The following is a 25,696-nucleotide window of genomic DNA, read 5'->3' on the forward strand; positions in this document are numbered from 1 at the left end:
GTAAGATTAATGCACCTTATCTTGACGCACACACAAATTAAATGATTGACTCAATTTTTGTGAATTATATCTCTATTTATCTAAATTTTTGTCTAGACAAAGGGGACCACCTTAGAGGATTATACTCTCCTTCCCGATCTCTTGGTACTTCTACTGTCAGCTTACGACCATCCCCATCAATTACTGTCTTCTCATAGCTACCATTACGACTATTATTATCTACTTTTGGCATCTTGCTATGTTTTGAATATCCTAATTCATGATCCAACTCACTTGCTAATATTTTCTCAACTATTTGCTTCTTTAGCTGTTGAAATAAACCATCTCGACCAAATAACTCCGATGGATCTGCTTTTGATAATAATTCTTCTACTAGCTGATTACTGATGTTTAATGTATCTTTATCTGTATCTAATTTTTTAGCCATAATTCCTCCTTGCTTGCTTAAGTTACTTTTTTTACAGTAATCTCTTACTGCTTTCTTTGCAACTTACACAAACTATAGGACAGACTCGTAAATAATGAAAACAATTGTCTTTCAATGGTTTTGTACCGTTTTATTCGGATGGGATTTAAGGCATTTTGTATTATTCCATTTTTGACTATTAAAGCTGAAGCAATAGCAGTTATCACTAATAATTTTTCAAATCTATCCAATTTTACAATGTGACTTTTTTCAATATCAAAACCACCGCTTTTTAGGTGCAAAAATAGTCGTTCAACACTCCAACGAAATTTATATAAAGCAAAAATATCTTGCTCTATTTCAATTGAAGACACCAGAACCATCAGCTCGCTCTTATCATTTCTATATGCGGTAAAATTAACCTTTCTATTCCATAATATACCACTACAAGCCCTATACTCTAAGGCTTTAACATCACTAAATATTCTTTCAATGGTTAAAGTTCTTAAACCTTTTGTAAGACGAATTTTATGATCCATTTTTAATGGAATAACAAACTTTAGATGGTTATTTATCAGAAAGTCTAACCATTCTTTATTCATAAATTCTCTATCAGCAAGCAAATATTTTATTCTTTCAACGCCAAAATTATTAATAAATTTCTGTAAAAATTCCTTCATAAATTCTGCAGAACACCCGCCACCATGCGACAAAGTCTTCCAGAATATTGGCACCGATATTTTACCAATTACCATTACTAAAAATAAAATATTAATATCGGATTTACCAAATTTCCAACTTGTCCTATCCATTGCTACGACATAATTTTTTGAAGCAAAAAAGCTTAATAGCAAATAGCCAACCTTCATATAATCAAAATTAAAATTTTTTAAAAAACGATAAATTCTATGAGTTTTTGACGTCGCTTTAGCATCACCTAAAATACCAAGTGCTAAACCTTTTTGATAAATTGAGCTGCCCGTCAGCAAACTAATTACCATACCAACCAAACATTTTAATCTTGATTTATTTCCGTCTATATATAAAATCAATTCTTGAAGTATTATATTATGCATTTTGTTATAAAAATACCTACCTTATACTACTTCACACCACTCTAAATCAACCATTCTTCTTCATCTTCTCAAAATTGTAGGGTACTATAACTACCGTACCTTTAAAGATTTTTATTTATGCTGCTTATGTCAAAGTTATAGAAAGGAATTTCCAAAACTTGTGAGCTATAGTCGTTTTGTTCAGTTAATGCCAATGAGCTTCATGCCCATGGTATTACTGCTAAAAAGCCTATCAGGAAAACAAACTGGTCAATATTATATCGACTCTACTAAACTTCCTGCTTGCCATAATTTAAGAATTAATAGACATAAAGTATTCAAAGACATAGCAAAAAGAGGTAAGACTTCCACTGGGTGGTTCTTTGGTTGTAAGCTACATATTGTCATTAATACCAATTGCAATAATTAACGCAGTGGTGTAAAATGGGTTTTTAACTGATAAAGGTACTCAAATGGCTAGGTTAATATTACCACAAGGTTTTCATGGTCATGATTTTATAAAAATGATGAAACATGAGCCGCATGGTCGAAATCGTATACGTTTATTGGCGATGTATCACCTTCAATTAGGCAAATCTTTAAAAGCCATATCTGATACCAATTGCAATAATTAACACGGTGTGTTTATCCAGTCTCTATACATAATTGATTTTACTAAATCTACATTATGAGCAAATTGATTCCAAGCGTAACAAGCCATAGTGACGATATCTTCATATACACCATAACATTGGTTAGACAAGAAATGATTTTTGATCCATTCCCAAACTTGTTCCATTGCATTAAGTTCCGGTGCATAGGGCGGAAGCGGTATCAAAGTGATATTGCTTGGCACAGTTAGTTTTTTGGCTGTGTGCCAACCTGCATTATCCGTTAGTAAAGCTATATGTCGGTTGCCTTGAATACTGCGAGAAAGCTCTTCTAAGAATTTATTCATTGCCTGTGTGTTTGCATATGGTAAAATTAATGCAAAAGCTTCTCCTGTATCATGGCAAGCAGCTCCATAAATATATGTTGAAATGAATTGCTGTTGCCGAACTTTACGGGGTCTAGTGCCACGCTTAGCCCATATACGAGTTAAGCTACCTTGTTGCCCAACTCGAGTTTCATCCTGAGACCATATATCAACTTTACATCTATCGATATTTTTTGGTAATAATTTTGTTAACATGTCTGGGAAGTTTTTTTATATGTATTTTGAGTCTCTTGATTTGACTTTGGATGCATTGAACGAGAAGTAATCCAGCTAAAACCAAGGCGGTGCATAGTATTGTAGACTGTTTTTAAAGCGCATTTAGCACCATATTTCTCAAGTAACATGATATGTAGCTCCTTTCCAGTTATATACCCACCAGTTTTACTTTCACTGAGCGTATTGATTTTATCAAAAAGAGCAGACTCTTGTATAGTGTTAATCTTCCTAGGGGCACCGCTTCTTTGTGATTCAAATAATCCTTCAAAACCATGATTCCTAAATCTTCTGAGCCATGATTGCACAGTTTTCCAGTGTGACTTCACTATTTCAGATATGGCTTTTAAAGATTTGCCTAATTGAAGGTGATACATCGCCAATAAACGTATACGATTTCGACCATGCGGCTCATGTTTCATCATTTTTATAAAATCATGACCATGAAAACCTTGTGGTAATATTAACCTAGCCATTTGAGTACCTTTATCAGTTAAAAACCCATTTTACACCACTGCGTTAATTATTGCAATTGGTATCATATATATGATATTGTCTATTAAAAGTTTTTATGTCAAAACATATGGGAGTTCTTAAAATAGCTAGGTAAAATGACAGAACGTTTAAAGCATGACAAAATTTTTCGCAAAGCAATGGAGAATCCGCTAGTAGCACATGAATTTCTGCATGCTCATTTACCTAAACATATGGAAGTGTAATATAGTGAGTTGACATTGTTATAAAAAGGCGATACAATAATGTCATTATTAGCAACTATGAGTAATAGGATGACAACAAGAAGATATAGAATAATATATGAATCGTATGATCATAAGCAACCCACTACAACAATTTCAAGAGTAGAAGTACTTAATGGCGAGCTTAACGAACCAAGTAATTGTCTAGATTTTTCCATAGGTTTGGATAATCAAATTGCTTTAATTCAAGGAGTACAGGATATAGTTTTGCAGGAAAAGATTCAATTAATCCATAAACTAACAAAAGTTACTTGCCCTAAGTGTAAAATTAAAATGCATAAGACTGGTGTAAATAAATCTACTTTTCACGATGTTTTCACTGATCATAACATTGTAATACAGAGATTTAAATGCCATAATTGCGGATATGAAACGCACTCTACCGTCCGCACGTTATTGCAGGGAGTAATTTCTGGTGATTTAAAAAAAATACAAGCTACACTAGGTGCTACACATAGTTTTAGAGAAGGAGAGAAATTATTTGAATTATTTTCTGGTAAAGATCGGCAAATTAATAATCATAATCGTATTAAACAAGTTACAGAATCAGTTGGCAATGCTATTGAAGATATCAATGCTGATGAGAAGGAAATGCTCATTACTGAAGATGCTGTTGAACTAATATTAAATGTAGATGGAGGACATATAAAGACAACAGAGGATCAACGTAGTATGGAGGCTATGGTGGCTGTAGTTTACAAACCAGAATCTATAAAATCAAATAGTCAAGATACCAGGAATTATATTATAAGTAAGAATTGTGCAGCGTCAATTAAGGATGATCGTCAAAAACAAATTATAAGTTCTACTATTATTGCAGCATTGAAACAAGGCTTAAGCCCAAAAACACATATTACCGCACTATGTGATGGGGCGGCAAATTGCTGGAATATAGCAAAGGCACTAGAGCCTTTGTGTGCTAAAATAACTTATATTTTAGATTGGTTTCATTTGGGTATGAAATTTGAGAATATATCGTTACCAAAAAGGCTAAAAGAAGATCTGATGCATATCAAGTGGCATTTATGGAGAGGAGATGTGGAGAAGGCGATGATAAGATTTAAAGAAATATTAGCACTGACAAAAGAAGAACAGCATCATGATAGGATTAAAAAATTATCCCAATATGTTGATAATAATAAAGATAAAATTGTGGATTACTCAACAAGGAAGGATCAAGGGCTGATCTTTACTAGTAATCTTGCTGAATCAACTGTTGAGAGTTTAATCAATCAAAGATGTAAAGGGCAGCAACACATGAGATGGTCTAGAGAGGGGTTAAATCCTATTTTGCAATTAAGATCTATAATCCATAGTAATGATTGGTCTAGCAAATGGAAAACTGCGGTACTAAATGCTGCTTAATAATTCACTATATTACACTTCCTAGCCTCCATACTACGTTGATCCTCTGTTGTCTTTATATGTCCTCCATCTACATTTAATATTAGTTCAACAGCATCTTCAGTAATGAGCATTTCCTTCTCATCAGCATTGATATCTTCAATAGCATTGCCAACTGATTCTGTAACTTGTTTAATACGATTATGATTATTAATTTGCCGATCTTTACCAGAAAATAATTCAAATAATTTCTCTCCTTCTCTAAAACTATGTGTAGCACCTAGTGTAGCTTGTATTTTTTTTAAATCACCAGAAATTACTCCCTGCAATAACGTGCGGACGGTAGAGTGCGTTTCATATCCGCAATTATGGCATTTAAATCTCTGTATTACAATGTTATGATCAGTGAAAACATCGTGAAAAGTAGATTTATTTACACCAGTCTTATGCATTTTAATTTTACACTTAGGGCAAGTAACTTTTGTTAGTTTATGGATTAATTGAATCTTTTCCTGCAAAACTATATCCTGTACTCCTTGAATTAAAGCAATTTGATTATCCAAACCTATGGAAAAATCTAGACAATTACTTGGTTCGTTAAGCTCGCCATTAAGTACTTCTACTCTTGAAATTGTTGTAGTGGGTTGCTTATGATCATACGATTCATATATTATTCTATATCTTCTTGTTGTCATCCTATTACTCATAGTTGCTAATAATGACATTATTGTATCGCCTTTTTATAACAATGTCAACTCACTATATTACACTTCCAACTAAATATAGTCAATTCAGGAGAATTTGGGGCTAGGAGCGATGGAGCGACGCCTATAAGTAATCATAGTACCCTACAATTTTTGTAAAGATGGTATTAGGATAGAAAAAAGTTTTTGTTTGGGAGGTATTAATAATGTGGATATTAGCTGCGTTATGGCTGTTGTAGATTGATAAAAAGCATTTTTGATATGATCAAAGCCATAGGTAAATAATGAAAACAATTGTCTTTCAATGGTTTTGTACCGTTTTATTCGGATGGGATTTAAGGCATTTTGTATTATTCCATTTTTGACTATTAAAGCTGAAGCAATAGCAGTTATCACTAATAATTTTTCAAATCTATCCAATTTTACAATGTGACTTTTTTCAATATCAAAACCACCGCTTTTTAGGTGCAAAAATAGTCGTTCAACACTCCAACGAAATTTATATAAAGCAAAAATATCTTGCTCTATTTCAATTGAAGACACCAGAACCATCAGCTCGCTCTTATCATTTCTATATGCGGTAAAATTAACCTTTCTATTCCATAATATACCACTACAAGCCCTATACTCTAAGGCTTTAACATCACTAAATATTCTTTCAATGGTTAAAGTTCTTAAACCTTTTGTAAGACGAATTTTATGATCCATTTTTAATGGAATAACAAACTTTAGATGGTTATTTATCAGAAAGTCTAACCATTCTTTATTCATAAATTCTCTATCAGCAAGCAAATATTTTATTCTTTCAACGCCAAAATTATTAATAAATTTCTGTAAAAATTCCTTCATAAATTCTGCAGAACACCCACCACCATGCGACAAAGTCTTCCAGAATATTGGCACCGATATTTTACCAATTACCATTACTAAAAATAAAATATTAATATCGGATTTACCAAATTTCCAACTTGTCCTATCCATTGCTACGACATAATTTTTTGAAGCAAAAAAGCTTAATAGCAAATAGCCAACCTTCATATAATCAAAATTAAAATCTTTTAAAAAACGATAAATTCTATGAGTTTTTGACGTCGCTTTAGCATCACCTAAAATACCAAGTGCTAAACCTTTTTGATAAATTGAGCTGCCCGTCAGCAAACTAATTACCATACCAACCAAACATTTTAATCTTGATTTATTTCCGTCTATATATAAAATCAATTCTTGAAGTATTATATTATGCATTTTGTTATAAAAATACCTACCTTATACTACTTCACACCACTCTAAATCAACCATTCTTCTTCATCTTCTCAAAATTGTAGGGTACTATAATAAGTAATAGGCGAGCATTGAGTGATAACGTCCCCAATTTTTCATCAATTGACTATAGCAAATTTTTTAAATAATTTGCATATATCTATTAGCGTAATGAATTTTTGTGATAAAATGTATATATTTATTCACTACGAAATAAACAATCGGGTTGTGAGTTATTAGCAGATTAGTTGCTCAACTCAACAAATCTACTATAACTCACAAATTGCGTAACATAAATAAAATTTTTATATATGTTTTATCTCACCTAATCTTCTTTAATCAAAGAACGTATCAATGCATTAACAGCTTGTTGATGTGCAGGGTTACGAATCTTCATAAAGTTTCTTGATACTTCTATGCACATACGCTGATGTTGAGTATGTACAGGCTCGACATTATCCGCTCCTTCTAAACCATCATAAAAATAATCGATATTTTTTTCTAGTGCTTTAGCAATAAGAATCAGCCTACCCATTGGTATTCTATTAATGCCCTTTTCATATTTTTGTAACTGTTGATGTGTTACTACTATTACCTTTGCAAGTTGTTGACGTGACAACCCCTTAGCAAGCCTTAAAGAATAGATCTTTTCACCTATAAATTTGTCAGCTTTTTCTATAAAGTCATTCTTTCGTGCCATAGTTAAATCCTTTATGAATGAATTATTAAATTTTTGCAAATATACTTATTAATAAATGCAAAGATTACTGTCATATATTATATAACCTAGAAAGGCAACAATTAAATTAAAATAGGTTTATTTCTATGTAAACTAATCTACTATCAGTAAATATTGATATATCGTTTGTTTACGCACAAGTAATACTTAATATTTTTTAACTTTTATATAATTATAATGATATTATAGATACTTGCCCGTCTTGTAAATCTATATTTTACAAAGTACAAGATGTCATTGCGAGCTGATGTATCCCCACGAAATTAACCTGGATATTGCATGAAGGTGGTATTTATAAAAATAAAATGGCAATATCGCTTATAAGTGGTAATGGATATGTTAATTTTCACTTAAATTATGTCTAGATATGCAATTCTTCCTGATTTAAGATAGAATCCCCCCTTACCCCCATTTTTTATTGTACCGGGGACAGTACCATATTAGCTTATTCTATAGCTAATTTTTTCATAACACTATCCCATATATGTTGGTAAGGATAAGATGAAGACAACAAGAATTTAATGCTCCTAGTATTTCTAATAATTACTGCTCCAATTTTGAACAATTTTAAACGCACCGTTCCTACCAAGGCTTTAGCTAATTCAGTACCTTGTAAAAACTTATCACGTATATATTCTACTAATGTATAGGCAAGGCTTGACAAAATTAGTCTGAGTTGATTATCCCACCATTTATGGCATGAAGTGCGATCGGCAAATAGCTCTAACTGTTGCTCTTTTATACGATTTTCCATATCTCCACGTGCACAGTAAATTTTATCATATAAATCTTCTGGCTTACCTGCTAAATTAGTTACTATATATCTTGGATTCTCACCAAGGCTAGTTACTTCTGATTTACCAACTATCTTACGATGACGACTCCAGCTATCAGCTTTATATTTAAATTCACTAAAAAAGCGTTGCTTCTCTTTGCTAATTGTGAAGGCTTCGTTAGATTGTTGCATCAATGGCTCAAGCAGCTTGTTGAGTCTAGTATTTTGGGCTATTCCGACTATATATTTTACATTATTTTCATCACACCAATCCAGCATCTGATGACGACAAAATCCACCATCACCACGAAAAATAATCTCTACTTCAGGCCACGATTGACGAAAACGCTTGACTAATAGAGATAATATTGCCCAGCTATGCTTTGCTTGTTCTAGCTTTGAGCTGCGAAGATTGCTTACTAACAGCTTTTTTCCACAAAAAACATATAAAGGTAGAAAGCAATTATGACGATAATATCCATGATAAAACTTCCCCTCTTGATTGCCATAAATTTCATCATCAGTGGCATCAAAATCAAGTATTAATTGTTTCGGCACGGTTTTATGAGATTCGACAAACTTGTCAATCATCACCTTATGAGCTTTAAGAGCAAATCCACGATCTGCTTTATTTTCTAAACGGCATAAAGTAGAGCTACTAGCCATATCGTCCAGTGTGTCTATACTTGTTTGCAAAGCTGGACATTTTCTTAAATTATCGTGATCATTTAAATCTTCATAACCAAGAGCAATACCATAAATACGCTGTTTGAGCATTGTTAAAATAGTATGAGTAATTTTATCAGAATCTCGCTTATCAGGAAAAATCTTAGCCAGTTCATTAGTTAGACCAAGTCTTTTATCTGCTTCTCTTAGCAATAATACACCTCCATCGCTACTAATATTACCTCCTGTGAAATTTATTTCTATTTGACGATTTTTTACTTTCGATTGGTAAATTAATCCTGTACAATTTGTCATGGCAAAACCCTCTATGTAATCTTCTTTTAACACTGATATTATATAGTATTACAAGGGTTTTGTCTCTATTCTTTCATGCAATATTCAGGTTAAGCACGACAAAGCTCCGTCTTTATAATAGATGCCAGGGGTTCTACCAATGGTTTTATGGCATGCAAATAATTAAATTCAATAATAAATTTCCCAAGGGTAAAATACGAATAAATCTTTTTATCTTTTACTGTGTTAGGTTGGAAAATTCTTTGCATACCTTGGCTATAGCCTACCACACCTATAACCCAATATGTTATAATAACAATGGCAGATAGTAACATTAAAACTCCCCATCTATTCACATCTAAAGTTCGAATATATCTTCCAGCAAGACCAAATTGATGACTTTTTATCACTCGAAACGTCTCCTCTATTTGCATACGTTTGCTATAGGAAGTGTAATATAGTGAGTTGACATTGTTATAAAAAGGCGATACAATAATGTCATTATTAGCAACTATGAGTAATAGGATGACAACAAGAAGATATAGAATAATATATGAATCGTATGATCATAAGCAACCCACTACAACAATTTCAAGAGTAGAAGTACTTAATGGCGAGCTTAACGAACCAAGTAATTGTCTAGATTTTTCCATAGGTTTGGATAATCAAATTGCTTTAATTCAAGGAGTACAGGATATAGTTTTGCAGGAAAAGATTCAATTAATCCATAAACTAACAAAAGTTACTTGCCCTAAGTGTAAAATTAAAATGCATAAGACTGGTGTAAATAAATCTACTTTTCACGATGTTTTCACTGATCATAACATTGTAATACAGAGATTTAAATGCCATAATTGCGGATATGAAACGCACTCTACCGTCCGCACGTTATTGCAGGGAGTAATTTCTGGTGATTTAAAAAAAATACAAGCTACACTAGGTGCTACACATAGTTTTAGAGAAGGAGAGAAATTATTTGAATTATTTTCTGGTAAAGATCGGCAAATTAATAATCATAATCGTATTAAACAAGTTACAGAATCAGTTGGCAATGCTATTGAAGATATCAATGCTGATGAGAAGGAAATGCTCATTACTGAAGATGCTGTTGAACTAATATTAAATGTAGATGGAGGACATATAAAGACAACAGAGGATCAACGTAGTATGGAGGCTATGGTGGCTGTAGTTTACAAACCAGAATCTATAAAATCAAATAGTCAAGATACCAGGAATTATATTATAAGTAAGAATTGTGCAGCGTCAATTAAGGATGATCGTCAAAAACAAATTATAAGTTCTACTATTATTGCAGCATTGAAACAAGGCTTAAGCCCAAAAACACATATTACCGCACTATGTGATGGGGCGGCAAATTGCTGGAATATAGCAAAGGCACTAGAGCCTTTGTGTGCTAAAATAACTTATATTTTAGATTGGTTTCATTTGGGTATGAAATTTGAGAATATATCGTTACCAAAAAGGCTAAAAGAAGATCTGATGCATATCAAGTGGCATTTATGGAGAGGAGATGTGGAGAAGGCGATGATAAGATTTAAAGAAATATTAGCACTGACAAAAGAAGAACAGCATCATGATAGGATTAAAAAATTATCCCAATATGTTGATAATAATAAAGATAAAATTGTGGATTACTCAACAAGGAAGGATCAAGGGCTGATCTTTACTAGTAATCTTGCTGAATCAACTGTTGAGAGTTTAATCAATCAAAGATGTAAAGGGCAGCAACACATGAGATGGTCTAGAGAGGGGTTAAATCCTATTTTGCAATTAAGATCTATAATCCATAGTAATGATTGGTCTAGCAAATGGAAAACTGCGGTACTAAATGCTGCTTAATAATTCACTATATTACACTTCCTATTTAGTTCGTCTCATTAATTTGTGATTTAGATTTCTCTAAGTATTTTAATATTTCCTCATGTAAGGCAGTCCATTTAACTTGTTTTTTCATAAGAGGTAGGAATTCTTTCTTCCATACTGTTATGTATTGCTGAGAATATTCTTGTTCGAATTTTTGGAATTCAGAAGAAATATTTTCTTTAAACATAGCTATTAAATTTGAAACCTCAGTAATTTTATGAGCTTCTAAAGATTCCAAAGATAAAATATCTTGTTGTAAAACATCTATTTTATTTAATAAATTGTTTTTAAAGGTATTATATGGCAAGATTATATCATACCTTAAATCAGAATTATAATATATTTCCATTTTATATATTAAGCTATTGAACGTATTACGTGATACCTCTTGTTCATAATTTGTAAGGGAAGTTAATAAATATTTATAGTCTTTTTCATTTAAATCACGTGGTTTAATAAGCATATGAATTTTGGAGTGTAAATTATTGAATTCACAATAAATACTATCTCGATACTTATCTAAAAGCTTAGGAAATACATCTTGTTGCTCAAGTTTTAAAAGTAAATCCTTCCTAATTTCTATTGGTAGATTATGTATCGAAAACTGATATACTACCCACATAAAACTCTCATCAAATTCATTTGAATAATTGATACGATCATCAGGCAAAACTACCTTACCTTCTTTATCATTCCAAGGTTGTATCTTATAAAAAAATCTATTCAGTCTTTCTTTTAATTTTAGAATATCTGTGTTTTTATCTCCCATTTTATATAATACTTTATCCATTAAACGTTTAGCCTCGTTGGATTCTATTCTATTATTTATATGAAGCCCTATATTATTTCTTTCCAATAACTCCCAATCAAATAATCTATGCGGATCAACTTTACGTAGCACATAACTGTCAAATGCTTTACTGTACAATATTGTTCCTATTTCAGAATGACTAAATATCATATCTTTTCTTATTTTAAAACGTTTCATAAGATATAGGAGCAATTCTTTTACAGATTCCATTTGCTGTTGTGAAAACAATTCACGCCCAGTATTCACTATTTCTATGCCGATAGAATAATTATTTAAAGCAGTTAATTCTTCAAATTGCTCACCCATTTTAATTTTAGCATAACTAATACCAGCATGGTATGCCCGCTTTTCTAAAGGAACCGTTAACGTAATACTGCCATTTTTATCTACAATAAAATGAGCAGACAGACCTATTTTGTTTAGCAATTCTTTTGTATCTTTTAATGTTGATATACCAGTATGGTGAACTATAACCATTGATAGTTTTTTACCTTCTCTGTCACCATAATTTGCAACTGGCACAGGGTCTAGGAAAAGTAAGTTTTTCTTTTGCAATACAGGAAGTTCTCTTTGTAAATGAGCAAAATCATTGTGAAAGCTTACAATATCAGGATGCGGTTTAGATAAAGCCTCCACTCCTTTATGAGAACAGCCAGCATTTAATAATGCAACTATTATAAAAAGATAGTATCTTAAAAAGAGATCAAGAGCTTTATTGGTCATACAAATATCCAATCACTATAAATTATGTTAAAAAATTAAGTGTAGCTAACCAGTTCTATAGTCAATTAACCTGAATTGGTGCCGAATAAGCATCCATCGTGCTGTCTATTAGCGAGGAGGCGTAAGCCTCCAAAGCAATCCATTTTAATAGTTTTTTGGATTGCATCAATGCCACTAAAGTGGCTCCTCGTAATGACGTTGAGGCTAAATACTAATCGGATTTATAACGTTGCCAATTCAAGTTAATTCACTATAACTCGATAATCAAGTTTTTTGCAGAGCTTATAAATAGTAGGTTGTTTGAAGGAAATTTGAATATATCCGAGTCACAACATCTATCTTTAAACGCAAAATTTGTCATATATGGACGAGTGAATTTGTCAACAAAGAAAATAAAAAAATAGAGCCACAAAGGAAGCGGTCATATATTCGGCATCGAGTGCCATAATGGTTTCTGCATTCTTATAAATATCCTTGAGTGACCTCTCATTCCCACGGCTTCTAGAGCCTCGACATAATTACGGATTTTATTCAGAATACTTATTCATTAACTCTTTAACTTTCGTTCTCTTTATTGTTACTATTCTTTACTCGCAATATTTATCAATTACCAATTTTTATTTAGTTGACATAGTTTCTTCTTTTTTCTCAACTAAACTAATTTGCAACATATTCGCTACCATTGGTGACTACTGCATAAGCAATCCTTGCTAACTTATTTGCTAAACCAACACATATAATATTATATGATTTATTTTCAGCAAATTTCTTCACTGCCCACTGCACTAGTTTATCTTTCGATTCCTTACCACTTTTTGCTCTTATTGCTATTGTCCTTGCGGCTTGAATCAACATAGTTCTGGCATATCTATCTCCCTGTTTGGTAATCCCTCCTAAAACTATCTTATCTCCTGAGCTATGTTGCTTTGGTACCAAACCAAGCGAAGCAGCAAAATCCCTCGGGGTTGGATAACTTTCCATTGGGGCTACACTCAAACAACTAGCATTGATTGCTCCAATGCCAAAAATTGTCTGCAACCTAGTAGCTTTCTCACTTTGCTTATTATTGCTGATAATCAGCTTTTCTAAAGTTTTCTCTTTGTCACATAAATCCTCAATTTCTTTACATTCTAAAAGTAAAATTGACCGTATCCCAGAATTTATATAACCTTTACTATACGCTAACTCTACCTCCAGCCTACATGATTTGCAAAATTTATTTTTACTTAATTTTGTATTATAGCCATATTCACATAAACTTGATATTGTAGAATTAGTTTTTTGCACACGATCTCTGATCGTATTACTTCTAATTTTATGCAAAAATTTTATATCTTGTTCCTCTTTGCTTTTTGGCAGCACAGTTTTTAATTCTGGATCACGAGCCGCTTTGCATATTGCTAACGCATCGTTATAATCATTTTTCTGTTTCGATGTAGCATAAACTTTTACATCTTTTGTTTTCATTAGTTTGACTTGCAAACCAAGCTTAGCAATTTCCTGTGACCAATAATTAGCTCCTCCACATGCTTCCATAGCTACCAATGAACTTTTATCGAGATTGCTTAAATAGGCTATTAACTCATCTCTTGTAACTTTTTGATAACCTATTTTTTTGCCATTTTGATCGACTTGCACCAAGTGCATACTATTTTTTGCTAAATCTATTCCTATTATAGTATTTTTTATGCTATTATTTATCATGGTATGGACCTATTAATTAAATTATTATTTAATTTGGAGCAGCTGAAAACTATTTTTCAGCTGACTCCGTACAAGTAAAGCATATTTCGCTTCACTCGTCCATACCATCATTCCCGCTTCGGTGCGGAATCTATAATACCTCAGGGTGTTTTTAGATACCTGCTTTCGCAGGGATGACAACCATGATCCTATATTTTATTCAAATCTGCAAAAAACTTGATTATCGAGTATAACTTTCAACAGCTGCGTTATACACTTCTCAACGATAGTCTCATGAATCGACTATATATCTTTTATATTAGATTATTCAATGGTAAATTCAAGAAATTAATCAGGATCAACTCATTCCTTCTTCATTATCTCTTTAATATTATGCTGGCTATTTTTTTTGGTAGCATAAGTATATTCGCTAATATTTTTGCATACTTATTAAAATAATAGATATCATAAGTGTTTAGTATTTTATAAGTAAACAACCCTAGAGTATAAGGTGCTATTAACAAGTTTTTTATAAATAATTTGATATAACTAAAACATTTATCAAATTTAATATCTATTACTGTAACGAGTCTCATTTTTGATAAGTAATTATCTAATTCCCTACTGATATCATGAGAATTAATATCCCAATTAATTATATTATTAATATCTTTAACTTTCTTAAAAAATTCTAAATTAGTCTTGCTAAGAGGACTGACTTGCAAAATACGATCTCTATGACCTTTTAGCATATGAAATAACATTTTATTCATTATTAATCGCTTATTGTATAAGGTGGCATCATTAGTTTGCAAATAATTTATAATATTGAGAATTATCTTTTCATGATCATGGATTTTAAATCCTGTTGCCGCAATGGATTGGGCAGGTCTGCCTATATAATATTTATAAAGTGGTATATCTAAATACAGAACCTGTTTAACATATTGTATAGCTTTCGCATTATATTCCATATCTACATAAAAACATTTTTCAGTTAGTATCATATTAGATTTCTTAAGAATATCAGTTTTATAAGTTGAAGTTGATAAAATTGGTCCCCAATAATCAAATTTTATTTGGTCAAAAATTAAGATTTGTTTAGACGGAAGATGTGTATAACAATCCTCACTTCTTATAGCACTATTAGCTAACATGTCATACGATAATTCATGTAAGATTAAATCAACATCGAACATATTTAAATATTTTAGGAAATTATCTAGCCCTTGAGTATCTATCCAATCATCTCCATCCACTATTTTAAAATATTTTGACTTAGTATGTTTAATACCAGTATTTACTGCTCCACCATGCCCCTTATTGCTTTGATTTATAAGTGTTACAATAGTTGGGAATTTATTTTGGTACTCTTCAGCAATTGATTGAGTGTTATCAGTTGAGCCATCATTTATGACTAATATTTCTAGTAAATGCTTATTCTCACAAGATAAAATAGAATTTAAGCATCTTGGTAAATAACGCTCAATATTGTAAACAGGAACACATATACATAATAACTTTATTTGCTCATGTTCTATAGGTTTAATATAAAATTCTTGTTCATTTTGAAATAATTGTAATTCTTTTTCCAAAATCATTTTACGTGAAAATTTAGAAGAAACATCATAAGACATTTTCTCGCTTAACTCTAAAAATCTATCTGGATTGTAAAATAAATCCTCAATAATATTGGCATAAGACTTCGGATTTTCTATATCATTACTTAAAGTACAATAAGAAGGATTAATAAATTCTGGGACACCACAAACATTAGAACTAACCAACACTAAACCAGAACTTACTCCTTCTAAAGAACTAACCCCCATACTATCAAGTCTTGTTGGATGGAATATTATACCACAATTTTTATGAAGCTCGCTAATTTGAGCATGAGTATGAAATCCTTGAATAAAATGCACATTAGACCATCGTATTTTTTCTGAGAAATCTTTAAATAATAAACCATCTCCATAAATAAAAAAGTTTAGTTGATTAAAAAATTCTTTATTCTGAAGAATAGTGATGGTCTCTATTACTAGATCTAAAGCATAGTTATTGTAATCATCGAATTTTCTTAAAGTAAATATGTTTAACCTATCATCTGAAGATTTTTTAACATATTTAAATATATCAGTATCTATACCATTGGGAATTATGGCAAAATTATTGAAATTGGTATTTATATATTTCTCAGATTCTGCCTTTAACCAATTGCTTGCAAATATCCATTTTATATTTTTATTATTTGCATATTTTTTATACATTAAATCTTTTATTCTTATTTGCCAAGTCGTAATATAGGGATTATATGTCCCGTCATACGCCACACAAAATGATTCTTGATATCTGTAAAGTGCTTCTGCACCATGAATGTAACAATAAATTTTTATACCATGATAAAGAATTACACTATCAATAATATCTTGTAATTTCTCATTAATAAAATGAATTATAACTCTCTTAAAATTAGAATTAGTTATTATATTCTTTAAAAAACTTAAACTATTATAATAAACTTTTACACCATCAAATTCATTTACAAAACTATTATTATAATCATGACAAAAAACCTCTGGCTTAATATTATGATTGGTAAAAGCTTTAATAGAAGTATGAACAAAACCAAAATTATACAGGTTTGCAGAACTAGGATATCCAGGAGAAATTATCAATGTATCAGCTGTAGAAACAGGATTGTCAAATTTACTTTTTTTAGTTATGTAATAAGTAAATTGTTTTATTTTAACTTCCGTGTTAGCTTTTAAGATAAGCACAATTTTAAAACATTCTAAATTAGATAAAGGGATTTCTAATTCTGAATTTAAAAACGTCAATTTTCCAGCAACTGTAAAGGATATTTCACCCTTAACCAAAGTTCCTTTATTGACCAAACTAATAAATTGTTTATCTTTAAATAGGATAAACTGCCTATCTATAGTTATAGATCTTAGTTCATTTGATGAGTTAATGATTGTGATATTATCATCTTCTTTATTATGTTTTACATATAAACCATTAAGTTTATTAGTTGGTAACGTAATAATTTTTTGTTTTAGGTCTATGGGGAGGGTCATTCTCAAATAATTATAAAGCTGTTATTTTAGTTAATGATTCTATATCTTCAAACTCCTTTAAAGCCCTTAATATTATATCATCCATATCATAATATCGATACTCAGCTAGTCTTCCGATCAGCCTTAGATTAGAAAAATTTTTAGCTATTTCTTTGTATTTATTAAACAATTCACTATTACAATCTTTGGGTATTGGATAATAAGGTATATCCTTCTCAGGGTTAGTTCTATCATATTCTTGTGGGTATTCATACATCAGTACTGTCTTCTTGTTATTAGGTACCCTCATAGTATGATTATACTCAGTAATCCTAGTATATAATTCGGTATTGGGGTAATTTACAGTAGTTACCCGTTGTAATAAAGCTTCATCATGTGTTTCAGTTGTGAATTTTAATGATCTGTACGGCAACTCCCCTAAATGATAATTAAACAATTCATCTATAGGGCCAGTATATATTATATTACCTTCATATTTTTGTCCTTTAAAAAGGATTGCTTTATTATTAAGGTCTATTTTCAGTAAATCTTTAGAGTCGATATTTAGTAAAATATCAATATTATCGTGACTTAACATTTTCTCAAACATTGCCGTATAACCTTCAACTGGTAAAGCTTGAAAACTTTGTTGAAAATACCTATCATCATAAGAAATATGTACAGGAACTCTAGCTGTTATGGTCTCAAAATCCAAATTTTCTGGTTTATCACCCCATTGTTTTACTGTATAGTTTAAATATAATGTTTCAAATATAAAGTCCCCTAACGCTCTTATATCACCATCATCAAAATTTCTTAGCTTAGAAACGGATACTTTAGTCTCCATACCAAAGTTTACGATTAACTTATCTTTATATAATAGGGCTTTTTCAACTGGCAATAGAAGCTCTAAAGAGGTTAGATTAAATGGTACTGGCACTAATTGATCGTTTATTTTAGCTAAAACCTTATGTTGGTATGGATACCAATGAGTAAAATTACTTAAATAATTTTTTACTTTATCTTCATTGGTGCGAAATAGATGGGGACCGTATTTATGAACCAATATATTATTAACATCTTTATAATCATACATATTACCAGCGATATGGGGTCTTTTTTCTATGACCAACACCCTTTGGTTAAGTTGCGAAGCTATTCTTTCTGCAAGAATAGAGCCAGCAAAACCACTACCAACTATTATATAATCGTATATAATCATAAACTCGGGTTAAATAAATTTTAAAAATTACAACATAATGATTTATTTTGATAATATGTCAAGCATGAATTGGATACATCTAACAATATTAAAGTATATTATATTTTGTACTTGCAGGTGTGTCAATATTATTGACTGACTATGATAAATACCATAAGATGTAATTAAAAATAGAAAAAGCAAAATTATTAATAATCAATTGACTGTAGTCTCCCAGCAATTCCAAATATGACATTATGGATACATAGGGAAATTTTAGCATTGCGATCCACTCAACTTTAAGACGAATAATCTATTTTTCTGTTAAAGATTTGTATGTATTTTCTTGAATTCTATAAATATTTTTATACAAACTTATCATAATTCACGTTATTGTAATCAATTTGGTAAAAACCAACGGTTAGCAATAAATAAGTCTATTGCTCTAGAAAAAGCTTTTGATAGGTCGAATCTATATTGGCGGGACTCTGTAATCTCGTTTGCCAGCTAATATCTCCCATAACATTTCCATTGATTCAAAGAAAAAAAGGTCTACTAAACTTCTTATTCGTTCCCATAACGATCCTAATCTACCAAATTGCTCCCTCATTTCTTGAAATAATTTATCAACTAATTGGTGTATTTGATGAATAGTAAATGCTAACAAAGTAAAATTGTAGAAATTATAACATAGATTCTCAGAACCATGACCGTAATTATGTTCTATATTATAACCATGATTCTTTAAGCTATTAAAGCATTCGTTCTCTATTTTCCAACGTGCTCTTGCTCCGTCTATTATTGTTTTAGCATTATCTGAGGTGATTTCTAGATCAGTAATCCATTTACCATAATACTGACTTTTGTTACTACCATCTTTCTGCGGCACTAGCTCCCATGCCGCTATATAATTTGTTCTTACCTTAGTGCTAGTAAATAATTCAACATCATTAACCCATTCAATTATCAATTTGTTCCTTCTAAGGCTCAATGTCTCTATCTTTGATTTATCTACAGATTGAACATTATCCATTAATGTCTTATGATTATTGGGTTTTACTTTAAAAATATAATTAGCTTTATGATCACGAATTGTTTCTATCACTGGAGTTGTTGCATATAAGGCATCAGCATTGATTATTATCCCTAATTTATCATGATCCTTTCTAAATCTTGTCAAAAATCTCTTGAAAGCATTCGTCTCACAATCCTCTTTCTCATCACCATCTTGTACACGAATTTCCTCAGGCATTACTGGTATTACTTGTCGTAACCCAAATTTTACAATAGCCCCTTGTAATACTTGATGACAATGATATTGGTTATTTTTATGCCCTCTAATTAGGCAACGTTTACAACTCACTTTATCAGAGCTGTAATATTGTGTACCATCAACATTTAATAAGTATTTACCAGGAAATATTTGATATTGTTCTAGATGCTTCCCTCGTTGTAATTTACTAAATAATTCTTTGAAAATAGGTCTAAACGTTACGTCACTATCTACTTGGTCTATTACGTTCCTCATCCCCTGATCGCTAGGAAGCGATTGTACTGTAAACATGCTACGCAGATTATTACGTTGTTCCTTCCTTTCCATACGCCTTTGAAATTCTAGCAAAGATACTGATTGAAAATACATACACGCCAAACCAGATAACATAATATCTGCTATACTATTACTACTATTTACACCCCTTCTATCTTCTATACCAGCAAATCTATCTGCAATCATACTTCTGATTGCACTAAAACTTAAATGTTTCTTTGAATGCATAACTTGATACCAATATTATATTGATATTATCTTAGATAATTTATCCAACTTTGACTACTTTTTTAACTATTCCTCTACGAAAAACTTATTCCATATCCTTTTACTTACCTTCCTTCTATGACATATTTGGAATCGCTGGCAAGTAAAGCCAAGAAAATTATAACTCTTGATCTTCTTACCTTGCTTAGCTAAGTCCTCAGCATGGTATCTACCGGACTGAATCATCTGCGATTTAGCTTCATTGATGTTCAAGCCATACTTGTTTAATCTTTTGGGCAAAACCTCATAAAACTTCCTCGCGTCTTCTTCATTCTCAAAGACGAACACCATATCGTCACAATACCTCACCATTCCAGTTTGCCCTCTTATGTTTTCCTTGCTGATTTTAGCAAACCAACAGTCAATAACATAATGTAGGAAGACATTTGCCAAAATTGGTGATGTTTTAGACCCTTGGCGGCATCCTTCCTTGTTAGTAACTGTAATGCCGTTTTCTATAATTGGTGTTTCCATCAGTTTCATAACTAGTCTTAGGAATCTTTTGTCAGATATTCTCTTTCTTAGGAATCCCATCAACTCAGAATGTTTGATTGAATTGAAGCACTTAGTTATATCAATTTCAACTACAGCTCCTTTATTGAAGTTATACGTAAGTCTATTCAACTCCTTAAGTGCATCATGGGCGTTTAATTTAGGTCGAAACCCGTAAGAACATTTTAAGAATATTGGCTCGAACACTGAGTTTAATATCTTGCTTACTGCCGACTCGATTATCTTGTCTTCAAAGCATGATATTACCAAAGGTCTTTTGCCTCCATCTTCTTTTGGAATCAATGTAATTCGTGCAGGTTTAGCTTGATATTGCCCCTTGCGAATTTTAGTAAGGAGCGAGAGCAAATTTGCTTCCAACTTCTTACCATAAACCGCTTTGGTTATACCATCTATTCCTACAGCTTTCTTGCTATCAAGTTCCTTATATTGTTCTTCTAACATCTTTAAATCAATAATATGTCCAAGATTATTAAACTTTATGTCTTGATTTTGTGATGATAGCAACTTTATACGCTCAAGTTTCGTTGACCATGTATTTCCGTCTATGCTGTGTACGGTCATTGTTTCCCTCTTACGTTCTTACCTTTCTGTCAGCCCTTCGCTCCACTCCCATTACGAAGCTTCATCACTACTACAACTGACTCAGCCATCCTTAACACCATCTCCAAAGCCTTATGTTTCGGCACTTGTACTTTGAATACTTACTTAACTCAGTAAGAGTTATAAGGACTTCTCAAGTTGTGTCATTAATCTCTACAAACTCGCTGACGCCTGAGACCCCGATGGTTGAAAACTTTCGGATTTTCGCTAGTTTGACCTCTAGTTTTCTCTTGTCTACTGCGTTGTGTAGCACATCGACTTCCACTACCAATATCATTTCAGGGCTATCACGTTCACCATTTGGTTTCGGCTCGGATGTTTCGCTGTCTACGCTTTACTACTGTCGTTACCTTCAGCAGCACAAGACTCGCTATATGGTGGAGCTAGCTACTCCTTCCATAACAGGACTTTCACCCGTAAGATTAATGCACCTTATCTTGACGCACACACAAATTAAATGATTGACTCAAGCTTGATGCATCCTTTGTCTATTATAAAAGTCCATATATTCGTTAATTGCTGTCTTTGCCTCCTTTACTGTTGTTAAAATAATCCGATAAATTTTTTCCTGTTTTAATGATCGCCAAAAACGTTCAATAAAAATATTATCTAAGGCTCGTCCCTTACCATCCATACTAATCAAGATATTATGTAGCTTTAGCATACTAATAAAATTCTCCGAGGTAAATTGTACTCCTTGATCAGTATTAAATATTTTTGGCATACCATATTTTTCTATAGCGTCTTCAAGGGCTGTTACACAAAATTCACTTTCCAAACTAATGGAGATTCGCCAACTTAGAATATAACGACTATACCAGTCAATAATAGCTACTAAATATACGAACCCTTGGCTCAGTCTTATATACGTTATATCTGCACTCCAAACCTGGTTTGGCAATACTATTTCTAATCCTTTTAGTAAATAAGGATATATTTTATGCGCTTGATTCCTCTTGCTTAAATTTATTTTAGGATAAACAGCTTCAAGACCCATTATCTTGTAGTAACGTCTAACAGCTTTACGACCTACCGAAAAACCTTGGGCTTGTAAATATTTAGCCATCCGCCGCATACCATAATATGGATGCATAGTATAGGTCTCATCAATTATTGCCATAATCTTGATATCTTGTTCACTAATACCAGTAGGTTGATAGTAATAGGTTGACCTGCTAATATCCAATAACTTACACTGTTGTACAATTGTTAACTTATTATGATTAGGCTCTATCATATTACACCTAACCTTTAATTCCAAACAATGCAGATTTTTTTTTGAGCCAGTCACACTCAACGCTTAACTGACCAATTTGCTCATATAGATTCTTGATTAACCCCTGCTGATTTGGATCAGCACTCTGTGTTTTATTCTTAAAACCTTGTACTAACAACTCAAGACCTTGTTTTTTCCAGTTACTGATCTGTGTTGCATGAACACCATACTTACTGGTTATCTGGGCTATTGTTAGCTCTCCCTTAATTGCTTCTATGACAATTTTGGCTTTCTCCTCAGCACTATATTGCCTTACTTGTTTTTTCATCTCTAGCTCTCCTTGTTTGCTAAAGAATTCTATCTCATTTTTCTTATTTTTCTGTCCAAAATATTGGAACCATTATAGATTGTTAAAGATCAACAGACTAATGTTACTTATAATTTTGCCAGAAAAGGAGATAACGTCTATCATACAGTTTTACTACCTAGCTATGTAGATCGAAGATTTAAAGACCCTGAAATATTGATGAATGAAGTAGAAAGTGCAGAGAAAAGAAAGAATAGTCAGTTATTAAAAGATGTTGTTATAGCCTTGCCTGACGATAAGGAGCTAGATTTACAAGATAGAATAGCCATTACCCATGAAATAATAGAAGAGATGGCATGGATAAAAAATGGTTTAGGAGTGCAAGTAGATATACATAAGCCCCATAATGGAGAACGAAATTGGCATGCTCATCTACTCATTACTACTAGGAGATTTACAGAAGACGGTAAAAATTTAGGAGCTAAGGCAGTAGATTTAAACCCTGAATTTAAAAAAGTTAACGGTAAAGCATTTATTATTCCAGAATCACAGATGATTCATCAGAGAGCCAAAGAAGTAATGAACAGATATTTTGCTAAATTAGGTTTAGAAACTAGAGTGGATTCAATAAGCATGATGCCACAACAACATCTTGGTTCTGTGAGAATGAGAAACATCATTAATGAAATAGCAGAGCAAAATAAGCTACGCAAGCTAGCTCATCTAAAAATTATTAAAGATAGTGATGGGGTATTAAATCGTATTATAAGCCATCAAGCTATTTTTAGTAAACAAGATGTAGTAAGAGCGGTTAAAGAAATTCAAGGACAAGAGGAAAAGCAAAAATTAATTCAAGACGTATTAAATTCAGAAAGGTTAGTAAAACTATATAATGAAGATGGCAAAGATACTAAATATTACACTACTTATGATGTTCGAGAAGAAGAACTACGATTACTAAGAATAGCTAATAAAATTCATGATAATATCAATTATAACATAGTCGGTAATATAGCAAGTTTAAAAGAAGACATAGCAAAACTTTCTAACATTAGCGAGTCTCAGAGAGAAGCGTTACAACACATTTTACTGCAATATAATGGGATAAGAATGCTACGTGGTAGAGCTGGTACTGGTAAATCACAAATACTGGCTACTGCCTATAAACTTGTTACTCACCATGGACAAAATATTATAGGGCTTAGCCCTACTCATAAAGCTGTATCAGAGCTAAAAAGTAAGGGTTATCAACAATGTTACACGGTAAAGGGATTTTTATTTAAATTGTACAATGGTAAAATTACTCTGCCAAATAATAGTTTACTAGTAGTAGATGAAGCAGGAATGGTAAGTAATAGTGATTATTTAGAATTATTTAAGATAGCAAGAAGCTCTAATTGTAATTTAATATTAGCAGGAGATGAGAAGCAACTAACCTCAATCGAGCGAGGTGGCATGTTTGAAATATTTGCCAATACATTTGGTTCATATGTACTAAGTGATATTAGAAGACAAAGCCAGGAGTGGGCAAGAGAAATGGCTTTATGTTTTGCTAAGTCAGATATTGCAGCTGGGATAGTGTTGTTAGAGAGGCATAATGGGTTAAAGATTGATCATACTTTGGAAGAATCAATGGCAAGATTAATTGATGATTGGAATAGTAGCAGATTTACTCTACAAGAACGTTTAATAATTACTGTAGGCAACCAAGAAGTAACGTCAATTCGGGATAAGGATATTGTGAACATGTAGATTAAAATCAAATTTTGTTGAAGGTTTATTTTTCTTTAATGAGTAAGCAACAAGAGTAGATAATATATGGACAAAGGCATTTATTGGTGATCTATGTCTAGTATGTTCAAGGTTCATTTTATTTTTTAGATAATCAAAAACTGTTTCAATTAAGTTACGCTTTCGAAGTAAGATTTTTTCTTTCAAATCCATTAATTTATTTTCCATATTCTTCTTAATTCCATGAATCATTTTTAAGCCTCTTTCATATAAATTTAAGAACAAATTTTGCTTAATATAACCTTTATCAGCTGCTATAATTCCAGTTAATCTTTTTGTTAACTCCGGTACTGGAACCCTATCATCTACATTGCCTTTGGTCACTTTTAATGCCATAAACTCCCCTTTATTATTGATTATTACATGTAATTTAAAACCATAAAAATACCCCATAGAGGATTTACTATGTTTGGCTAATCCTTTAAAAACTTTATTGCTATAACGCCTTTTATTGTGACAAGCTTTAATCGTTGTAGAGTCAATAAAATAAATACCTGTTTCCTCACCAAACAACAAATGAATCAACATATTTAGCGGTATGAATAATCGTGCCATTAATTCAACAAATCTATTATAACTCAAGGCTTTGGGAAAATCATCCTTATGCATGCACTCTATATAACTTTTATAGAAAAATTTAAAATTCTTAGCATAGGATGTATGAAACATAATTATTATTGTTAACATTTCACTTAGACTCATGCTACAACAGCGATTTCTTTGCTTATTTGATGGTAATAACTTTCTCTGTTCATACTCCAAATAAATTTTACAAAAATCATCTATAAAACTATATAATTCTGTGATATCTTTTTTCATGCCTGTAGTTTGTTTTTTTGTTTAAAAATATAAATACTGCAGGCACTCCTTTTTGACAATCCTTT

At 31.7% G+C, this 25,696-nt stretch carries 19 protein-coding genes and 4 pseudogenes; 6 read left to right on the forward strand and 17 right to left on the reverse strand.

The annotated features are described in order from the left end of the window. Nucleotides 1-76: 76 nt before the first annotated feature. Together NBW66_RS13235 and NBW66_RS13240 are read right to left on the reverse strand one after the other, a co-directional pair. Nucleotides 77-427 (reverse strand): transposase, encoded by a 351-nt coding sequence (locus NBW66_RS13235; RefSeq protein ID WP_250311262.1) that lies wholly within the window; start codon nucleotides 425-427, stop codon nucleotides 77-79. A 44-nt stretch (nucleotides 428-471) separates the two neighbouring features. Further along, the gene (locus NBW66_RS13240; protein WP_250311263.1) at nucleotides 472-1,482 is read right to left on the reverse strand and encodes a transposase; all 1,011 of its coding nucleotides are present in this window, start codon (nucleotides 1,480-1,482) and stop codon (nucleotides 472-474) included. An 88-nt stretch (nucleotides 1,483-1,570) separates the two neighbouring features. Here NBW66_RS13240 and NBW66_RS13245 point away from each other — a divergent pair. Together NBW66_RS13245 and NBW66_RS13250 are read left to right on the forward strand one after the other, a co-directional pair. Beyond that, nucleotides 1,571-1,876, forward strand: a pseudogene (locus NBW66_RS13245) (transposase); the annotation flags it as partial. Between the two features lie 58 nt (nucleotides 1,877-1,934). Beyond that, on the forward strand, nucleotides 1,935-2,096 hold the full coding sequence (locus NBW66_RS13250; protein WP_250311265.1) for a hypothetical protein: 162 nt from the start codon (nucleotides 1,935-1,937) through the stop codon (nucleotides 2,094-2,096). Here the strand turns inward: NBW66_RS13250 and NBW66_RS13255 are convergent. Both NBW66_RS13255 and NBW66_RS13260 read right to left on the reverse strand, forming a co-directional pair. Further along, a complete protein-coding gene (locus NBW66_RS13255) occupies nucleotides 2,093-2,653 on the reverse strand; it encodes an IS630 family transposase (protein WP_250310543.1) in 561 nt (186 codons plus the stop codon). The genes NBW66_RS13250 and NBW66_RS13255 overlap by 4 nt on opposite strands. Beyond that, the gene (locus NBW66_RS13260) at nucleotides 2,647-3,147 is read right to left on the reverse strand and encodes a helix-turn-helix domain-containing protein (protein WP_250310651.1); all 501 of its coding nucleotides are present in this window, start codon (nucleotides 3,145-3,147) and stop codon (nucleotides 2,647-2,649) included. Before NBW66_RS13260 ends, NBW66_RS13255 begins: the two co-directional genes overlap by 7 nt. Nucleotides 3,148-3,282: 135 nt before the next feature. Between NBW66_RS13260 and NBW66_RS13265 the strand changes: the two are divergent. Both NBW66_RS13265 and NBW66_RS13270 read left to right on the forward strand, forming a co-directional pair. Then, nucleotides 3,283-3,384: pseudogene (locus tag NBW66_RS13265) on the forward strand (Rpn family recombination-promoting nuclease/putative transposase); the annotation flags it as partial. Nucleotides 3,385-3,429: 45 nt separating this feature from the next. After that, complete coding sequence (locus NBW66_RS13270) at nucleotides 3,430-4,794, forward strand: UPF0236 family transposase-like protein (protein WP_250311117.1); 1,365 nt, start codon at nucleotides 3,430-3,432, stop codon at nucleotides 4,792-4,794. Here the strand turns inward: NBW66_RS13270 and NBW66_RS13275 are convergent. The 5 genes from NBW66_RS13275 to NBW66_RS13295 all read right to left on the reverse strand — a co-directional run bounded on the left by NBW66_RS13275 (nucleotide 4,791) and on the right by NBW66_RS13295 (nucleotide 9,621). Then, the gene (locus NBW66_RS13275; RefSeq protein WP_250311266.1) at nucleotides 4,791-5,498 is read right to left on the reverse strand and encodes a hypothetical protein; all 708 of its coding nucleotides are present in this window, start codon (nucleotides 5,496-5,498) and stop codon (nucleotides 4,791-4,793) included. The genes NBW66_RS13270 and NBW66_RS13275 overlap by 4 nt on opposite strands. Nucleotides 5,499-5,621: 123 nt before the next feature. Beyond that, nucleotides 5,622-6,722 (reverse strand): transposase, encoded by a 1,101-nt coding sequence (locus NBW66_RS13280; RefSeq protein WP_250310546.1) that lies wholly within the window; start codon nucleotides 6,720-6,722, stop codon nucleotides 5,622-5,624. 340 nt (nucleotides 6,723-7,062) lie between these two features. After that, complete coding sequence (locus NBW66_RS13285; protein WP_094649399.1) at nucleotides 7,063-7,437, reverse strand: helix-turn-helix domain-containing protein; 375 nt, start codon at nucleotides 7,435-7,437, stop codon at nucleotides 7,063-7,065. A gap of 484 nt (nucleotides 7,438-7,921) precedes the next feature. Further along, on the reverse strand, nucleotides 7,922-9,232 hold the full coding sequence (locus NBW66_RS13290; RefSeq protein ID WP_250312205.1) for an IS1380 family transposase: 1,311 nt from the start codon (nucleotides 9,230-9,232) through the stop codon (nucleotides 7,922-7,924). An 89-nt stretch (nucleotides 9,233-9,321) separates the two neighbouring features. Next, nucleotides 9,322-9,621 (reverse strand): hypothetical protein, encoded by a 300-nt coding sequence (locus NBW66_RS13295; protein WP_250311267.1) that lies wholly within the window; start codon nucleotides 9,619-9,621, stop codon nucleotides 9,322-9,324. An 85-nt stretch (nucleotides 9,622-9,706) separates the two neighbouring features. Here NBW66_RS13295 and NBW66_RS13300 point away from each other — a divergent pair, with 85 nt between their 5' ends. After that, nucleotides 9,707-11,071: a UPF0236 family transposase-like protein gene (locus NBW66_RS13300; RefSeq protein ID WP_250311117.1), complete on the forward strand. Its 1,365-nt coding sequence runs from the start codon at nucleotides 9,707-9,709 to the stop codon at nucleotides 11,069-11,071. A gap of 25 nt (nucleotides 11,072-11,096) precedes the next feature. On the opposite strand, the gene NBW66_RS13305 is transcribed toward NBW66_RS13300, so the two are convergent. From NBW66_RS13305 to NBW66_RS13335, 7 genes and pseudogenes are all read right to left on the reverse strand, one after another. After that, nucleotides 11,097-12,629 carry an N-acetylmuramoyl-L-alanine amidase gene (locus NBW66_RS13305; RefSeq protein WP_250311268.1) on the reverse strand — a complete coding sequence of 511 codons (1,533 nt, stop codon included), beginning with the start codon at nucleotides 12,627-12,629 and terminating at the stop codon, nucleotides 11,097-11,099. A gap of 657 nt (nucleotides 12,630-13,286) precedes the next feature. Beyond that, nucleotides 13,287-14,333: an IS110 family RNA-guided transposase gene (locus NBW66_RS13310; protein WP_250310795.1), complete on the reverse strand. Its 1,047-nt coding sequence runs from the start codon at nucleotides 14,331-14,333 to the stop codon at nucleotides 13,287-13,289. A gap of 356 nt (nucleotides 14,334-14,689) precedes the next feature. Continuing rightward, nucleotides 14,690-17,389, reverse strand: a complete 2,700-nt coding sequence (locus tag NBW66_RS13315; protein ID WP_250311269.1) for a glycosyltransferase — start codon at nucleotides 17,387-17,389, stop codon at nucleotides 14,690-14,692. A 10-nt stretch (nucleotides 17,390-17,399) separates the two neighbouring features. Next, nucleotides 17,400-18,590: a UDP-galactopyranose mutase gene (gene glf / locus NBW66_RS13320; protein WP_250311270.1), complete on the reverse strand. Its 1,191-nt coding sequence runs from the start codon at nucleotides 18,588-18,590 to the stop codon at nucleotides 17,400-17,402. A 451-nt stretch (nucleotides 18,591-19,041) separates the two neighbouring features. After that, entirely contained in the window at nucleotides 19,042-20,346 is a 1,305-nt protein-coding gene (locus tag NBW66_RS13325) for a transposase (protein WP_250311217.1), read from the reverse strand. 66 nt (nucleotides 20,347-20,412) lie between these two features. Beyond that, nucleotides 20,413-21,459: a reverse transcriptase domain-containing protein gene (locus tag NBW66_RS13330; protein WP_250311271.1), complete on the reverse strand. Its 1,047-nt coding sequence runs from the start codon at nucleotides 21,457-21,459 to the stop codon at nucleotides 20,413-20,415. Between the two features lie 505 nt (nucleotides 21,460-21,964). Then, nucleotides 21,965-23,042, reverse strand: a pseudogene (locus tag NBW66_RS13335) (IS3 family transposase). A gap of 78 nt (nucleotides 23,043-23,120) precedes the next feature. Between NBW66_RS13335 and NBW66_RS13340 the strand changes: the two are divergent. Continuing rightward, nucleotides 23,121-24,746, forward strand: a pseudogene (locus NBW66_RS13340) (AAA family ATPase); the annotation flags it as partial. Here NBW66_RS13340 and NBW66_RS13345 read toward each other — a convergent pair. Continuing rightward, nucleotides 24,741-25,631 (reverse strand): IS982 family transposase, encoded by an 891-nt coding sequence (locus tag NBW66_RS13345; RefSeq protein WP_250310582.1) that lies wholly within the window; start codon nucleotides 25,629-25,631, stop codon nucleotides 24,741-24,743. The pseudogene NBW66_RS13340 and the gene NBW66_RS13345 overlap by 6 nt on opposite strands. Nucleotides 25,632-25,696: the final 65 nt, after the last annotated feature.

Origin of the sequence: Rickettsia endosymbiont of Oedothorax gibbosus (assembly GCF_936269705.1) — a bacterium.
Classification (GTDB): domain Bacteria; phylum Pseudomonadota; class Alphaproteobacteria; order Rickettsiales; family Rickettsiaceae; genus Tisiphia.

What these genes read in the sequence shown, in the direction of transcription:
- NBW66_RS13235 (WP_250311262.1), bottom strand. Translation starts at nt 427, where the DNA reads ATGGCTAAAAAATTAGATACAGATAAAGATACATTAAACATCAGTAAT.
- NBW66_RS13240 (WP_250311263.1), bottom strand. Translation starts at nt 1,482, where the DNA reads ATGCATAATATAATACTTCAAGAATTGATTTTATATATAGACGGAAAT.
- NBW66_RS13250 (WP_250311265.1), top strand. Translation starts at nt 1,935, where the DNA reads ATGGCTAGGTTAATATTACCACAAGGTTTTCATGGTCATGATTTTATA.
- NBW66_RS13255 (WP_250310543.1), bottom strand. Translation starts at nt 2,653, where the DNA reads ATGTTAACAAAATTATTACCAAAAAATATCGATAGATGTAAAGTTGAT.
- NBW66_RS13260 (WP_250310651.1), bottom strand. Translation starts at nt 3,147, where the DNA reads ATGGCTAGGTTAATATTACCACAAGGTTTTCATGGTCATGATTTTATA.
- NBW66_RS13270 (WP_250311117.1), top strand. Translation starts at nt 3,430, where the DNA reads ATGTCATTATTAGCAACTATGAGTAATAGGATGACAACAAGAAGATAT.
- NBW66_RS13275 (WP_250311266.1), bottom strand. Translation starts at nt 5,498, where the DNA reads ATGTCATTATTAGCAACTATGAGTAATAGGATGACAACAAGAAGATAT.
- NBW66_RS13280 (WP_250310546.1), bottom strand. Translation starts at nt 6,722, where the DNA reads ATGCATAATATAATACTTCAAGAATTGATTTTATATATAGACGGAAAT.
- NBW66_RS13285 (WP_094649399.1), bottom strand. Translation starts at nt 7,437, where the DNA reads ATGGCACGAAAGAATGACTTTATAGAAAAAGCTGACAAATTTATAGGT.
- NBW66_RS13290 (WP_250312205.1), bottom strand. Translation starts at nt 9,232, where the DNA reads ATGACAAATTGTACAGGATTAATTTACCAATCGAAAGTAAAAAATCGT.
- NBW66_RS13300 (WP_250311117.1), top strand. Translation starts at nt 9,707, where the DNA reads ATGTCATTATTAGCAACTATGAGTAATAGGATGACAACAAGAAGATAT.
- NBW66_RS13305 (WP_250311268.1), bottom strand. Translation starts at nt 12,629, where the DNA reads ATGACCAATAAAGCTCTTGATCTCTTTTTAAGATACTATCTTTTTATA.
- NBW66_RS13310 (WP_250310795.1), bottom strand. Translation starts at nt 14,333, where the DNA reads ATGATAAATAATAGCATAAAAAATACTATAATAGGAATAGATTTAGCA.
- NBW66_RS13315 (WP_250311269.1), bottom strand. Translation starts at nt 17,389, where the DNA reads ATGACCCTCCCCATAGACCTAAAACAAAAAATTATTACGTTACCAACT.
- glf (WP_250311270.1), bottom strand. Translation starts at nt 18,590, where the DNA reads ATGATTATATACGATTATATAATAGTTGGTAGTGGTTTTGCTGGCTCT.
- NBW66_RS13325 (WP_250311217.1), bottom strand. Translation starts at nt 20,346, where the DNA reads ATGCATTCAAAGAAACATTTAAGTTTTAGTGCAATCAGAAGTATGATT.
- NBW66_RS13330 (WP_250311271.1), bottom strand. Translation starts at nt 21,459, where the DNA reads ATGACCGTACACAGCATAGACGGAAATACATGGTCAACGAAACTTGAG.
- NBW66_RS13345 (WP_250310582.1), bottom strand. Translation starts at nt 25,631, where the DNA reads ATGAAAAAAGATATCACAGAATTATATAGTTTTATAGATGATTTTTGT.